This is a genomic window from Flavobacterium ustbae (genome assembly GCF_003946915.1).
GTDB lineage: Bacteria > Bacteroidota > Bacteroidia > Flavobacteriales > Flavobacteriaceae > Flavobacterium > Flavobacterium ustbae.
Genome location: NZ_RPOC01000008.1, coordinates 180,848 through 196,384 on the forward strand (window position 1 = coordinate 180,848; position 15,537 = coordinate 196,384).

The 15,537-nt window shown below is 33.3% G+C and carries 12 protein-coding genes and 2 tRNA genes; 10 read left to right on the top strand and 4 right to left on the bottom strand.

From position 1 onward, the window contains the following. Positions 1-68: 68 nt before the first annotated feature. Positions 69-2,918: a DNA polymerase I gene (gene polA, locus EG814_RS12365; protein ID WP_125722253.1), complete on the bottom strand. Its 2,850-nt coding sequence runs from the start codon at positions 2,916-2,918 to the stop codon at positions 69-71. 701 nt (positions 2,919-3,619) lie between these two features. Here polA and EG814_RS12370 point away from each other — a divergent pair. From EG814_RS12370 to EG814_RS12395, 6 genes are all read left to right on the top strand, one after another. Beyond that, positions 3,620-3,832 (top strand): hypothetical protein, encoded by a 213-nt coding sequence (locus EG814_RS12370; protein WP_125722254.1) that lies wholly within the window; start codon positions 3,620-3,622, stop codon positions 3,830-3,832. Positions 3,833-4,019: 187 nt separating this feature from the next. After that, positions 4,020-4,694 carry a response regulator transcription factor gene (locus tag EG814_RS12375; protein WP_125722255.1) on the top strand — a complete coding sequence of 225 codons (675 nt, stop codon included), beginning with the start codon at positions 4,020-4,022 and terminating at the stop codon, positions 4,692-4,694. Positions 4,695-4,704: 10 nt separating this feature from the next. Continuing rightward, positions 4,705-6,033 carry a sensor histidine kinase gene (locus tag EG814_RS12380; RefSeq protein WP_235830969.1) on the top strand — a complete coding sequence of 443 codons (1,329 nt, stop codon included), beginning with the start codon at positions 4,705-4,707 and terminating at the stop codon, positions 6,031-6,033. Between the two features lie 104 nt (positions 6,034-6,137). Beyond that, on the top strand, positions 6,138-6,326 hold the full coding sequence (locus EG814_RS12385; RefSeq protein ID WP_125722256.1) for a hypothetical protein: 189 nt from the start codon (positions 6,138-6,140) through the stop codon (positions 6,324-6,326). A gap of 155 nt (positions 6,327-6,481) precedes the next feature. Beyond that, positions 6,482-7,717, top strand: coding sequence for a metallophosphoesterase (locus EG814_RS12390; protein ID WP_125722257.1), 1,236 nt, complete (start codon positions 6,482-6,484; stop codon positions 7,715-7,717). Between the two features lie 73 nt (positions 7,718-7,790). After that, positions 7,791-8,093, top strand: coding sequence for a thioredoxin family protein (locus EG814_RS12395; RefSeq protein WP_059117840.1), 303 nt, complete (start codon positions 7,791-7,793; stop codon positions 8,091-8,093). A gap of 24 nt (positions 8,094-8,117) precedes the next feature. Here EG814_RS12395 and EG814_RS12400 read toward each other — a convergent pair whose 3' ends face one another. Together EG814_RS12400 and EG814_RS12405 are read right to left on the bottom strand one after the other, a co-directional pair. Further along, positions 8,118-8,759 (bottom strand): polysaccharide deacetylase family protein, encoded by a 642-nt coding sequence (locus tag EG814_RS12400; protein WP_125722258.1) that lies wholly within the window; start codon positions 8,757-8,759, stop codon positions 8,118-8,120. A gap of 100 nt (positions 8,760-8,859) precedes the next feature. Further along, positions 8,860-12,141, bottom strand: a complete 3,282-nt coding sequence (locus EG814_RS12405; RefSeq protein WP_125722259.1) for a glycosyltransferase family 117 protein — start codon at positions 12,139-12,141, stop codon at positions 8,860-8,862. A gap of 246 nt (positions 12,142-12,387) precedes the next feature. On the opposite strand from EG814_RS12405, the gene EG814_RS12410 reads away from it, so the two are divergent. Both EG814_RS12410 and EG814_RS12415 read left to right on the top strand, forming a co-directional pair. Next, positions 12,388-12,458: transfer RNA gene (locus EG814_RS12410), tRNA-Gln, on the top strand. A gap of 109 nt (positions 12,459-12,567) precedes the next feature. Continuing rightward, positions 12,568-12,638: transfer RNA gene (locus tag EG814_RS12415), tRNA-Gln, on the top strand. A gap of 125 nt (positions 12,639-12,763) precedes the next feature. Here the strand turns inward: EG814_RS12415 and EG814_RS12420 are convergent. Beyond that, entirely contained in the window at positions 12,764-13,588 is an 825-nt protein-coding gene (locus EG814_RS12420) for a universal stress protein (protein WP_125722260.1), read from the bottom strand. A gap of 174 nt (positions 13,589-13,762) precedes the next feature. Here EG814_RS12420 and rimP point away from each other — a divergent pair, with 174 nt between their 5' ends. Together rimP and nusA are read left to right on the top strand one after the other, a co-directional pair. Next, entirely contained in the window at positions 13,763-14,227 is a 465-nt protein-coding gene (rimP, locus tag EG814_RS12425; RefSeq protein WP_164515321.1) for a ribosome assembly cofactor RimP, read from the top strand. A 19-nt stretch (positions 14,228-14,246) separates the two neighbouring features. Then, positions 14,247-15,500, top strand: a complete 1,254-nt coding sequence (nusA, locus tag EG814_RS12430; protein ID WP_125722262.1) for a transcription termination factor NusA — start codon at positions 14,247-14,249, stop codon at positions 15,498-15,500. Positions 15,501-15,537 lie beyond the last annotated feature (37 nt).

Here is a 15,537-nt window from a genome sequence, read left to right on the forward strand (position 1 = left end):
AATTCAAAATCTAAAATCAACAATCTAAAATCAACAATCTAAAATCAACAATCTGAAATCTAAAATTATCAATGCGCTTCTAACCAATCCTTTCCTAAACCAAGTTCAACTTCCAAAGGAACAGACATTTTAAAAGCATTTTCCATTTCGTGTTTAATCATCGGCTGGATTTTTTCGATTTCATCGTTGTGAACATCGAACACAAGCTCATCATGAACCTGAAGCAGCATTCTTGATTTCCAGTTTTCTTCTTTTAATTTTTTATGAATGTTGATCATCGCAATTTTAATCACGTCGGCAGCACTTCCCTGAATTGGGGCGTTTACCGCATTTCGTTCGGCGGCGCCTCTAACAACAGCGTTTGCAGAGTTGATGTCTTTAAGATAACGACGACGACCTAAAATCGTTTGAACATAACCGTTTTCGCGTGCAAATTCAACTTGTTCATTAATATAAGAACGCAATCTTGGATACGTTTTGTAATAAGCGTCGATCAAAGCAGCACTTTCGCTTCTTGAAAGTGAAGTCTGGTTACTCAAACCAAAAGCGGAAACACCATATATAATTCCGAAGTTTACTGTTTTGGCGTTGCTTCTTTGTTCGCGCGATACTTCTTCCAACGCAACATCAAAAACTTTTGCAGCAGTTGCTCTGTGAATGTCTTCTCCATTTTGGAAAGCGGCAATCATATTTTCTTCTCCGCTTAAAGCGGCAATAATTCTAAGTTCAATCTGCGAATAATCGGCAGAGATTAAAGTGTGGTTTTCATCGCGCGCCACAAAAGCTTTACGAATCTGACGTCCTCTTTCGGTACGAATCGGAATATTCTGCAAGTTGGGATTATTAGAACTCAAACGTCCCGTTGCGGCAACAGTCTGCATATAATCGGTATGAACACGTAAAGTCTTTTTGTCAACCTGTTCTGGTAAAGCCAAAATATAAGTGCTTTGAAGCTTTACCATTTGTCGCCAATCTAAAATATCTTTTACAATTGGGTTTTCGTTTGCTAAATAAGTCAAAACTTCTTCGCCAGTTGCATATTGCCCCGTTTTGGTTTTCTTTTGTTTGGCACCGCCTATTTTTAGTTTGTCAAATAAAATATCTCCTAATTGTTTTGGAGAAGCCAGATTGAAAGTTTCTCCAGCAGTTTCGTAGATTTTTTGTTCCAAAGATTTAATTTCAACGTCCATTTCGCCAGACATTGCTTTTAAGAACTCCACATCCAAACGAATTCCTTCCGTTTCCATATCGGCCAAAACGCTTACTAAAGGAATTTCGATTTCATCAAAAAGCTTTTTAGTTTCGGTTTTATCTAATTCTGTTGTAAAGATTTCTTTTAATTGTAACGTAATATCAGCGTCTTCTGCAGCATATTCTTTAATATCTTCTAGAGGGACATCACGCATAGAAAGCTGATTTTTTCCTTTTTTACCAATTAAAGTTTCGATAGATTTTGGTGAATATTTTAAATAGGTTTCTGCCAAAATATCCATATTATGACGCATATCTGGGTTAATCAGATAATGTGCGATCATCGTATCAAAAAGTTTTCCTTTTACGGTAACGCCATAATTAGAAAGGATTTTTAAGTCGTATTTTAAATTTTGTCCAATTTTCTCAATATTTTCATTTTCAAAAAATGGAACAAATTTTTCAACTAAAGCTTTTGCTTCTTCCTGATTTTCTGGAAAAGGAACGTAAAATGCTTTTCCTTTTTCGTAAGAAAAAGACATTCCGACCAATTCTGCATGCAGGGCATCAATTCCTGTTGTTTCGGTATCAAAACAAACTGACGGCTGTTTTTGTAAATTTTGCAAAAGCAATTTAATTCCTAAATCGCCTTGAATAGTCTGGTACGAATGTTCTGTGTTTTCTAAAGTATTGTAAAACGAATTTCTTGCCGCTTCGGCACTTTCGTCAAGAGTTGTTCCTCCGCCTCCGAAAAGATCAAATTGATCTTCGTTTTTTGGCTGCTGTTTCTTGTATAGTTTAGGATCAGAAGGTGGAGTGCCGGCTAGTTCGTTGCTGCCTCCAACTTTAAATAAATTATCAAACTGTTCAGCCATTCTTCTAAATTCTAATTCTTGAAAAATTGCATCTGTTTTTTCGATGTCTGGGCGTGAAAGTTCGTAATCTTCTTCATTAAAAGTAACATCACAATCACACATGATAGCTGCCAGTTTTTTAGATAAAATGCCTTTTTCTTTATTGGCTTCAATGTTTTCCTTCATTTTACCTTTTAGCTTATCGGTATTAGCCAAAAGGTTTTCCATTGAACCAAATTCTTTCAGGAATTTTTTAGCGGTAACTTCTCCAACTCCCGGCAATCCTGGAATATTGTCTACAGCATCGCCCATCATACCAAGAAAATCAATTACCTGTTCTGGTCTTTCGACTTCAAATTTTGCCAAGACTTCTGGAACGCCCCAAATTTCGATTCCGTTGCCCATACGCGCAGGTTTGTACATAAAGATGTTTTCAGAAACCAACTGTGCAAAATCCTTATCTGGGGTTACCATGTAGACTTTGTAGTTTTGTTTTTCTGCCTGTTTTGCTATAGTTCCAATTAAGTCATCGGCCTCGCAGCCAGCAAGTTCAATAATCGGAATATGCATCGCTCTTAATAATTCTTGAATATAGGGAACCGCAATTTTGATCGCTTCTGGAGTTTCGTCACGATTGGCTTTATAATCAGAATACATTTCTGTTCTTGCGTGGCTTCCTTCTTTGTCGAAAGCAACTGCCAAATGATCTGGTTTTTCTCTTTTAATAACATCCAAAAGTGAGTTCATAAAACCCATAATTGCAGATGTATCCATTCCTTTTGAGTTGATTCTCGGGTTTTTAATAAAAGCATAATAACCACGGAATATTAGTGCATAAGCATCTAAAAGAAAAAGACGTTTTTGAGTTGACATATTAAAAAATTTAGTCTGTAAAAATAAACAATTGAGGCTCAAAAAATAACTAAAAAAATTTTTTTTACCATATAAGTGATATAAGTTCATTTTAGTAGAGGCGCACTGCTGTGCGTTTAAATTTTTAAACCATATAAGTCATGTAGAGGCGGACCGTAGTGCGTCTACATTTTTTTTACCATATAAGTGATATAAGTTCATTTTAGTAGAGGCGCACTGCTGTGCATTTAAATTTTAAACCATATAAGTCATGTAGAGGCGGACCGTAGTGCGTCTACATTTTTTTTACCATATAAGTGATATAAGTTCATTTTAGTAGAGGCGCACTGCTGTACGTTTAAATTTTTAAACCATATAAGTCATGTAGAGGCGGACCGCAGTGCGTCTAAATTGTGAAAACGAATATTTTATCGAACCATATAAGTCATATAAGTTCATTTTAATTTTTATTATGATGAATGTTCTCGTAAATGCGCCAAGTCGCAAAGAGAATTAATAAAACTTTGCGGCTTGGCGTCTTTGCGCGATTAAATTATTCCGCTAATCTCAATGAACTTACATGACTTATATGGTTCAGAAACACAAAGCGTTAATATCAAGTTAATTTTTTTTATTCACTGATTTCTTCATTTTGGCTTCATTTTCTGAGGGTAATTTTGATCTGTAAAATAAAAGGTATTAATTCTTAAATCTTAGAAATCATGAGAAATTTATTAATGTTACTAGTAGCAGTTTTAGGAACAAGTGCAATGGTTCACGCATTTCCTGCAAAAGACGGAAAAGAAGCTCCGGCAAAAGAAGTAAAAGCAACCAAAAATTCTAAACACAAAGCTGATAAAAAAACAAAATCAGTAAAAAGTAAAGCTCCAAAAACTGAAGGATCAAAATCAGAAACTGCAAAAATGAAAAAATAATAATTGCTCTCGTTTTGTTTTCGAAGCATTGTAACGAAGGCAAAACAGGAATAATGATTATGAGAATGCGATTGAAGAAAGCCGATGGAGAAATTCATCGGCTTTTTACATTCGTTAAAATTTTAATAATTTGCGACTGCATTTTTGATAATTAACTAATTTTAGTTGCGCTTAAAAGCCTTTGTTTATGAATGTTTTAATTGTTGAAGATAATAAAGAACTTGCCCTAGAAGTTTCAGATTTTTTATGCAATGCAGGTTATATTTGTAAAATTGCAAATAGCTGTGCAAATGCTTTAGAAGAATTGGGAAGCAATGATTATGATGTTATGCTGCTAGATCTTGGTTTGCCTGATGGCGACGGTTTTGATGTTTTGCAGAGTATTCGAAAAACAAAATCAAAAATTGCGGTAATTGTGCTCACTGCCCGCGGAGAATTAAACGACAGAATTAATGGGCTGCATTTAGGAGCCGATGATTACTTGACAAAACCTTTTGCTTTGACAGAATTGGCAGCCAGAATATTTGCTGTAATTCGTCGGATTCATGGTTTTACGTTGAACAATTTAAGCATTCATGGTTTTTTACTGCAGCTTCAGGATTATAAAGTAAGTTTTAATGAACTTCCTTTAAATCTTACTAAAAAAGAATTTGATATTTTTCAATATTTAGTTTTGAATAAAAACCGCGTTATAACAAGATTACAACTCACAGAACATATTTGGGGAGACATACTGGAAGTAAATTCAGATTCTAATTTTATTGATGTACATGTTCGTAATCTCCGAAAAAAACTAGACAAGCATACTGCTATAGATTGGTTTGAAACGGTTCGAAATGTAGGTTATCGTATAAACGAATAAATCTGTTCTTGTGAAAATAAAACATCAATTAGCCATTTTTAATGCCTTGACCAGATTGCTGGTTATTTTGATTGTATGGCTAATGCTCCCTATTTTGGTAGAAAATGTGGTGTATCATCATATTAATACCACGCTGATGGAGAAGAAGAAAAAATTCATCGAACATCTGAATCAAGAAGAAATAAATGATTTTATTGAGAATCCAGATGACAAGAATGAGACTTTTTCTGACTTTACGACACTTCACAGCGAGTTTCTAGTGCTGTCGCGAGTTCCAATAAAGCCGCGTCAGAAAAAGACAACTTTTAGTAATGAATACCGAAAAATTGAAGGCGAAGAAAACGAATATCGAATTCTGGAACATCATTTTACTTACCAAGGAGAAGATTATCAGCTTGAAATTGGCAGCAGTTTGAGCGAGGTCAAAGATTTAACATTCGTAATCAAATTTTTTATTATTATCGTTTTCGGTGTGATTCTCTTGATTACCTTTTTGGCCGATACTTTTTATATTGAATATCTTTTAAAACCATTTTATAAAATTATTGATACAAAAATAAGGCGTGTTAACGAACCAGAAGCATTTGATCGCACTCCCATAAAAGCAGTTTCAAGAGATTTTAGAGAACTAGACTTTGTTTTGAACCAAATGATGGATCGAATTGCCGAAGTTTTTAAAAAAGAAAAACAATTTATTTCGAATGTATCTCATGAGCTTCTAACGCCAATTGCACTTCTTAAAAATAAGCTTGAAAACTTATTGCAGAATGAATCTTTGGATGATAATGCAATGGATAAAATAGCAGGTTCTTTAAAGACGCTTGACATGCTCAAAAAAATCATTAATAATTTACTGCTGATTTCCAGAATAGATAATAATCAATACGAAGCGAATGAACAAATTAACCTTTGCGAAATTGTTTCAGATTTGTATGAAGATCTCCAAGATCGTATTGAGGATAGAGGTATTCAATTTGAAAATAAAATGAAAAATAGCTTTGTTTTTACTGGAAACAAAACTTTAACTCATATTCTAATCTATAACCTCGTGACCAATGCCATAAAATACAATAAGCCAAAGGGAAAAATTCTGGTCGAAGATGGTTTTGCTGATAACCGCTATTTTATTTCAGTAAAAGATTCTGGTATCGGAATGGACGAGTCGCAATTGGATAAAATATTCAGTCGTTTTGCACGAATTAGTTCAGATCTGGAAGGGCAGGGGTTAGGCCTTGCAATTGCAAAAAGTATTGCCACTTTTCATCATATAGAAATCACTGTAGAATCTGTATTAAATGAGGGTTCTTCTTTTAAATTATGGTTCCAAAAACACAATTAAAAGTTAAACTTTTTTGTAAGACTTTTTCTTCATTTTGTCTTAATCTGCTGATTGTAATTTTGACTTATAAATAATGAAATACTAAATCTAAAAATTTAAAAGTCATGAAAAAATTAGCAATTTTAGCAGTAGCAGTTTTGGGAACTTTTGCAATGGTAAATGCACAAACAGCGCCAGCTCCAGCAAAATCCAAAGAAGTGAAAACAGAAAAACACGATAAAAAAGCTCATAAAAAAGCAAAAGGAGAGAAAAAAGCAAAAACTGCAAAACCTGAAGCTTCAAAAGCAAAATAAAACGAGTTTTTAAAACTTATAGTTTTAAAGGTTGGATAGGTTTAAGCTGAAAGAGGGATCTTTCAGCTTTTTTATATTTATAGCGTTAAATTTTTTATAATAAAAAGCGATAGCATTTTCATTCTTTGTTACTTTTGTTTAAAACTATAAATTAAATGATCCTTCGTTTTGTAATTCTATGCGCTCTTTTATTATTTATTGAGTTCTATTCTTATCAGGCTTTTCGAACTTTAATCAAAGCACGCTGGGTTTTGGTTGGTTATCAAATTATAAGTTTACTGGCTTTAATCTTTATTATATATTCTTTTTCTCAGGTAGATCGTTCTGTCGGTCAAACCAGACAGTTTATGTTTACTACAGGTTTGATGTTGGTAATATACGTTCCAAAAATTGTACTTACTTTAATAATGTTTGGTGAGGATATTTTTAGAATAGGATCGAGTATCGTAAATTATTTTGTTTACAATACGCCACGTAAAGAAATGATGCCCGATCGAAGAAAATTTGTTAGCCAGATCGCTTTAGGTTTGGCCGCTATTCCGTTTCTTTCTATTATTTACGGAATTTTTGAAGGGAGATATAATTTCAAAGTTATTAAACAAACGGTATTTTTCCCTGATCTTCCAGATGCATTTGACGGTTTTAAAATCACTCAGATTTCTGATGTTCATAGCGGAAGTTTTGACAATCCAGAGAAGATTAATTACGCAATTGATCTGATTAATGAACAAGAGTCTGATTTGATTTTATTTACAGGAGATATTGTAAATACGCATGCTAAAGAGATGCATCCTTGGCTAGAAACTTTTAATCGTATAAAGAACTATAAATATGGTAAGTTTTCGGTTTTAGGAAATCATGATTATGGCGAGTATGTAACATGGCCTTCTGAAAAGGATAAAAATGAAAATTTCCAGGAAATAAAAAAACTATACGACCAGATTGGATTTAAGCTTTTACTGAATGAGCATACTTATATTCAGAAAGGCGATGATAAAGTAGCTTTAATTGGGGTAGAAAACTGGGGGGTGAATTTCAAGAAAGCAGGCGATTTAAACAAAGCTTCAGAGAATGTGCATAAAGACGATTTTAAAATTTTAATGAGCCATGATCCGAGTCACTGGGAAGCCGAAATTAAAGATCATCCAAAGAATTTTCATCTGACATTTGCGGGTCATACGCACGGTATGCAGTTCGGGATTGAGATTCCTGGATATTTTAAATGGAGTTTGGCTCAGTACATTTATAAACAATGGGCTGGATTGTACGAAAACGTCGGAAGATACGTTTATGTTAACCGTGGGTTTGGTTTTCATGCCTATCCAGGACGAGTTGGAATTATGCCTGAAATAACAGTAATTGAACTAAAAAGAGGCCGTAATGTCGCTTAATTCGTTAAAAATGCTACATTTGTATAATATATATTTCTTTTAAGAGATTTAAAAAACTTAAATTTTTGGTTTTATGTCAAAATTTGGAGAATTAATAAATGCTCAAGTTCCAGTGTTAATTGACTTTTACACAGATTGGAATGAATCTTCGGTATCTATGCATCCTGTTATTAAGGACGTAGCTGCTGCGCTTGGCGATAAAGCCAAAGTAATCAAAATTGATGTAGATAAAAATCAGGAACTAGCAGAAGCACTACGTATTAAAGGGCTTCCGACTTTAATGATTTACAAAGAAGGACAAATGATCTGGAGACAATCTGGGGAGCTTGATGCCAATACTATAATAGGAATTGTTCAAGAGCAATTCAGTGTCTAAAAACTTCTTTTCTATTGATGTTATTTAGTGAATAATATCAAACTTATATCCGTTTTCTTTTAAAAAATGCAGTGTTCGAGGCAAGGCAAATCTTAAATTTGAAGAAGCTTTAATACTGTCATGAAAAACAATTACACTTCCTGATTTTACATTCTTTGTTACGTTTTCAAGACATTTCTCAGGAGTAATGTTTTGATCAAAATCAGCGCTTAAAACATCCCACATTACAATTTTATAGCCTAAACCTCTAAGGATTTTAGATTGTGCCTTTTTTATTTTTCCGTAAGGAGGGCGGAATAATAAACAGTTAGAAGCTTTTTCTTGTTCGTCTAAAATTGCAGCGCAGTTTTTTACATTTTCGATATATTCATTTGTATGGCTTTTCCATCCATTAATATGATTCATGGTGTGGTTTCCAATAGAATGGCCATCGATAATTAACTTTTCAAATAAAGCTAGATTGGCTTTTATATTTTTTCCAATGCAGAAAAAAGTAGCTTTTGCATCAAATCTTTTTAATTCGGATAAAACCCAGTCTGTGATCTCTGGAGTTGGGCCATCGTCAAAAGTGAGGTATATTTTCTTTTCATTGTTAGGAATATCCCAGCAATACTTAGAAAACACCTTTTTGATAAAAGCATTAGTTTTTACCCAATAAAAGCTCATTTTGAATTAAAATTATATTGTATGTATAAAATTAAAAAATGCAGCGCTATTTATCAAATAACGCTGCATTTTTTTAATAGATTAGATTTGTGTATATTGTTTATTCTTTTTCACGACCAAAGCGTTCAAAAATATTTACATAAGTATTAAATGTAGCTTTGTGTTTTTCATAAAAAGCGGTATCATTATGAAGCTGCATTACTTGTAGCAAACTTCTGTAACGCTCGATATCTGTAATAATATCCATTGCCAAGTCAGTCTGATCTGAAGGTGTTAAAGTTTTATAATAATCCAAATTGTCTCTATACTTCTGAACTAATTTGTTTAAAAGATCTTGTGCTTTTGCTTTTTCACCAACTTTATAATAACCATCGCCAAAAGCTTCAACTAAAGAATAATACCCGAATTTGTCCAAAGGCATTTTAGTCATTGCTAAATTTATTACGTTTTTAGCTTTGTCAATTTTACCTTCAGCAATAAGCTGATTCATTAATCTCGAAAGGTTAGTACGGTAAGTAATACTATTTCTTCTTGTTTCTGGATCGTGATAGATTTTTTCGCTTTCGCTGTTACCCCAATCCCATTTCATTACAATATTGTACATTTTGTCTGCATCGATTTGTCCCATATCTAATGGTCCGCCATCTTTAGAACGAGTATTTTTTACTGGAACTAATTTATAAACCATTCCGTCTAACTGCAGATAGTCTTTTAACCATAAATAATCCTCATCATCAAAAGCACCGCCGCTAAAGTAAATTGGTCTTTTCCAATTGTTGTTTGCCAAGATATCAAGCATCATTAAACGATTTTTGTATAATGCACTTCCTTTGATATCAATATCTAAATAAGGAACGATAGAATCGTAATATTTAGGATTAACAACTTTATTTTGAATGATAGTATTTTTATCAACATTTACTCTAATCTTGTTTGTTGGGTAGAAATGGATGGTTTGTCCGTTTTGTAAACCAACAGTCGATTTAGGATTTTTGATGAAATCGATAAAATCTTTAATATTCCAACGCGTATCAATTTTTTGAATGTAAGCTGTATAATCTAAATTATCTCCCACATATTGACTGTGATTGAAAGAAATAGGTAACGGATTAGATTCGTAAGACTTCGCTTTCATTTGATCGATGTACCAATCTGTCATAAACAAACTCGTATTTACAATCTTGACATCTGTTCTAAAATGTTCAATTTCCTGAGCATACCAAAGAGGGAAGGTGTCGTTATCTCCAATAGTGAATAAAATAGCATCTTTATCACAAGAACTTAAATACGCTTTTGCCATTGCAACTGCTGTGTATCTTCCAGATCTATCGTGATCATCCCAGTTTTGAGCAGCCATTAAAACAGGCGCTGCCAATAAACTTCCAGCAATAAGTACTGGTCCGGCAATTTTTGGAGCGAGATATTTCTGGAGACTTTCATAAAGCGAATAAACACCAAATCCGATCCAGATGGCAAAGACGTAGAAGGAGCCTACAAGCGCGTAATCTCTTTCACGAGGTTCAAAAGGTCTTTCGTTCAAATATATTTTTAATGCAATTCCGGTGAATAAAAATAAAGCCAAAAGCACATAAAAGCTCTTTAAATCTTTATTAGCATGGTACATTATACCAATTAATCCTAAAATAAACGGAATGAAGTAATAAGCATTACGTCCTTTATTGTTTAAAACATCAGACGGTAAGTTGTCTTGAGAGCCTAAATGAACAGAATCTAAAGGTTTGATTCCGCTTATCCAGTTTCCGTCCAAATTGTCATATTTACCTTGAACATCATTTTGACGTCCAACAAAATTCCACATTAAATATCTCCAATACATGTATCCGAATTGATATTCGAACATAAAACTAAAATTATCTCCTGTAGATGGTTTTTCGATAAGAAGATATTCTCCGTAGCTTCTTAAGAATTTTACATAACCTTCGTTGTCAATTTGTTTTTGAGCATACGCTCTTCTGAATTCAGAAACTGTTTTTTCAACTTCATTACGCAATTGAGCAATAGCTTTGTTGTATTCTTCCTCAGTTAATTGACTAGCGTCAATTCCGTATTTTGCCAAATCTTCTTCGTAATTATAATTAGGATTGATTCGGAACTTTGGAGGATTTGTAAAGTTGATATAGTTTTGAATATGAGCAGTTTCTGTGCTCCACATTCTAGGCAGAATCGCTTTTTGGTTGTCGTCAGAATTTTGTTCTGCGTTCTTATAATTGTTGGTAATAATATATTTACCTGTTTTGTAATCTCTTTCGTAGTTAGGTTTTTTGTCTAAATAAGGCGTTTTAGCATCAAGACCAGCAAAAAGTTCTGTGTATTGAGGTCCATAAAACAATGGGTTTACACCATATTGTTCACGATTGTAATAAGCCAAAACCTCTGTAGCATCTGATGGTTTGTTTTCGTTAATAACTGTATTGGCATTTGCACGAACAGGAAGCATTATCCAAGTTGAGAAACCAATCAGAATGAATAAAATACACAAGATAATAGTGTTATAGAATATTAAACCTTTTTGTTTGGTGTATTTTAATCCGAAATAGAAAAAAGCAATAAATAATAAAGCTACAAAGATAGTTCCCGAGTTAAATGGAAGTCCCATGCTGTTTACCATGAAAATTTCGGTTTTTCCGAAAAATGCCATTGTTAGAGGAAGAAGTAACTTGAAAATGAATAATAAGATCCCGATAACTACTATGTTAGCAATAATGAAATTTTTGATTGTAACTTTTTCGTAATGTTTAAAATAGTATAAGAATCCAATTGATGGAATAGTTAAAAGAGCCATAAAGTGAACTCCAAACGAAAGACCAATTACTAACGAAATAATTAATAGCCATTTGTTTCCTTTTGGTTTGTCCATGTCTTGTTCCCAGCGTAAACCAAGCCAGAAAAGCAAAGCGATTAATAGAGAAGCCATTGCATAAACTTCGGCTTCTACGGCGTTAAACCAAAAACTATCAGAAAATGTATAAGCCAAAGCCCCTACAAAAGAGCTTCCTAAAATAACAATCGAATTGTTTTGGTCAATTTCTGCAAAACGTGCTACGATTTTTTTCAAAATCATAGACGATGACCAGAACATAAACAATATGGTAAATGCACTAGAAAAAACAGACATCATGTTAACCATTAGAGCCACATGCTGAGCATCTATTGCAAACATTGCAAAAAATGCACCCATCATTTGGAAAAGCGGAGCTCCCGGCGGGTGTCCTACTTCAAGTTTGGCTGCGGTAGCAATATATTCTCCGCAATCCCAAAAGCTCATGGTAGGTTCAACAGTTAATGTATAAGTTATTAAAGCGATTGCAAATGCAAACCAACCAATAATTGTATTCCATTTATTGAAATTGAATTGTGCCATATTTAGGTGTTAAAAATTTGAATGTTTTTCTATCCTACAAAGAAAATGTTTTTTTACTTAAAGAAACGAGCATTAACAAAAAATTCTACAAAACTATAAGGATAAACTAATATGTTGTCTATGAGGAGTTTTTAATGCTGAAGCAGATTTGGACATGAAAAAAAATAAAAAAAATGATTTTTTTTGCTCAAAAAGTTTGCACAAACTAAATAAAGACTTAAATTTGCACTCGCTTTACAGCACTGCTGGTCTATGGTGTAATGGTAACACTACGGTTTTTGGTGCCGTCTTTCTAGGTTCGAGTCCTAGTAGACCAACAGAAAAGCCTCTCAGAAACGAGAGGCTTTTTTTAATTTAAAAAAGTTTCTTTTAAAATTTGCATAAATTAAATAAAGTTTTAATTTTGCACCCGCTTAACCGCACTGCTGGTCTATGGTGTAATGGTAACACTACGGTTTTTGGTGCCGTCTTTCTAGGTTCGAGTCCTAGTAGACCAACAAAAAGCCTCTCAGAAATGAGAGGCTTTTTTTATGCTATAAAGTTTTTTAAAATCTCAATATTAAAATTCCAAATTCCAAAGCTTTACAGAATGGAATTTAGAATTTTTTATGATTATTATACGTTAGATCTTTAAAGTTATAACGGGTTTAACGGCGTGATTAACCAAGCCTTCGCTAATACTTCCGTTAAAGAAGTGAGCGAAACCTGTTCTGCCGTGTGTGCACATTCCGATTATATCAGCATTTATTCTATTCGAAAAATTGATGATTCCTTTTTCAATATTGGTATCATTGTAAATTTGAGTTGTATAATTGCTAATGTTGAATTCTGACACAAAATCACTCATTGTTTTCTCGCTCACATGAGTTGGTTTAAAACTATTAGGTGTACATATAGTAACTAAGTGTAATTTAGAATCAAATAACTTGGTGAAGTTTAAAAGTTTTTCAAATGGTTTTTTTGCTTCTTCTGAAAAGTCAGATGCGAAAACAATATCAGCTGCGTTAAAGCTTGGAATGTTTTTTTTGATGACTAAAACGGGAATTTCAGAGTTTCGAACTACTTTTTCGGTGTTAGAACCTATTAATAATTCTTCAACGCCAGAAGAGCCATGAGATCCCATGACAATTAAGTCAATATCATAATCTTTGCTTATTTGTGTAATTCCATGAATAGGCTTGTCCATTTTTACAATTTCAGTTACCGAAATTCCTTCCAAATATTCTCTAGAGGCAACTTCGTCTAGAGTTTCATTTGCTTTTTTTACAAAAAGCATTGCTTCGGGAATGCTTGCTCCGCCCATTATGGCGTCATTTGACTGGTGAGGCAATTCGAGCATGTGAAGAAGAATGAGTTCGGAATTGTTCTTTTTTGCAATTTGTGCGGCAACTTTTAATGCGTCTTCTGCATGTTCTGAGAAGTCGGTAGGGACTAAAATTCGTTTCATGATTTGAGGGTTAAAAATGATGAATAATTCTGTGTTTTAATGCTATTATAAAGATAAGAAATTATTTTAGAGCAATCAATTTATTTGATTTATAAAAAAAACACTATATTTGCACTGTTATTTATTAAAATCTAAATAATGAGGGGACTAAGTGTCCCCTCTTTTTATAAAATTATGACATTCAAAGAAAAAGTAAACGGATTAATTACAGAAGCTCTTCTGGAAAAACCATCAATCTTTTTGGTTGACTTGGCTGTTTCAGATTCTTTTAAAATTAGTATCGGTTTAGACGGGGATAATGGAGTGGCGCTACAAGATTGTATAGATATAAGTCGTGCAGTTGAGAATAATCTGGATCGTGAAGAACAGGATTTTTCGCTAGAAGTAGCATCAGTTGGAGTAGGAACGCCTCTGAAAATGGTAAGACAATACAAAAAAAATGTTGGTAGAACGTTGATTGTTACCACAAATACAGAAAAAATAGAGGCAGAATTGGTAGAAGCTAATGATGTTTTTATAATTTTGTCTTGGAAAGCAAGAGAACCGAAAAAAGTAGGAAAAGGAAAAGAAACAGTTCAGAAAGAACAACAAATACCTTATACAGAAATTAAAGAGGCAGTTGTTACGGTAACATTTTAATTTTAATTAAAAAATTCGCATGGAAAATTTAGCATTAATCGATTCATTCTCAGAGTTTAAAGATAATAAACTTATTGATCGTGTAACGCTTATGGCAATTTTAGAGGACGTATTTAGAAATGCATTAAAGAAAAAATACGGTTCAGATGAAAATTTCGATATCATTATAAATCCTGATAAAGGAGATATGGAAATCTGGAGAAGAAGAGTAATTGTTGCCGATGAAGATCTTGATTTTGAAAATGAGGAAATTACATTGACTGAAGCAAGAAAAATTGAAGCGGATTTTGAAATTGGTGAAGAGGTTTCTGAAGAAGTAAAATTGATTGATTTAGGAAGAAGAGCTATCTTAGCGCTTCGTCAGAATCTAATATCTAAAATTCACGAACACGATAATACAAATCTTTACAAACAATTTAAAGATATTATCGGTGATATTTATACAGCTGAAGTGCATCACGTGCGTCCAAGAGTAGTAATCTTGGTAGATGATGAAGGAAATGAAATTGTGCTTCCAAAAGAAAAACAAATTCCGTCAGATTTCTTCCGTAAAGGAGATAATGTTCGCGGTATTATTGAAAGTGTTGAATTGAAAGGAAATAAACCTCAAATTATTATGTCTAGAACTTCAGAAAAGTTCTTAGAAAAATTATTTGAGCAAGAAATTCCAGAAGTTTTCGACGGATTAATTACAGTGAAAAATGTAGTTCGTATTCCTGGAGAAAAAGCAAAAGTAGCTGTTGATTCTTATGATGATAGAATTGATCCAGTTGGAGCTTGCGTTGGAATGAAAGGTTCTCGTATTCACGGAATTGTTCGTGAGCTTGGAAATGAAAATATTGATGTAATCAATTATACAAACAATATTCAATTATTTATTACAAGAGCATTAAGCCCTGCAAAAGTTTCTTCAATTAAAATTGATGAAGAAAGTAAAAGAGCTGAAGTTTTCTTGAAATTAGAAGAGGTTTCTAAGGCAATTGGTAGAGGCGGTCATAACATTAAATTAGCGGGTCAGCTAACAGGTTATGAATTAGACGTTATCCGTGAAGGAGATGTTGCTGGAACTGTTGCAGATGAAGACGATGTTGAATTAACAGAGTTTTCAGATGAAATCGAAGAGTGGGTAATTGAAGAGTTTGCAAAAATAGGTTTGGATACTGCAAAAAGTATCTTGAAACATGACGTAGAAGATTTAGTACGAAGAACAGACTTAGAAGAGGAAACGATTCTAGATGTTATGAAGATACTAAAAGAAGAGTTCGATAGTTAAGCAATAGCTGAGTATCTGCTCTAACAACACAACGAAA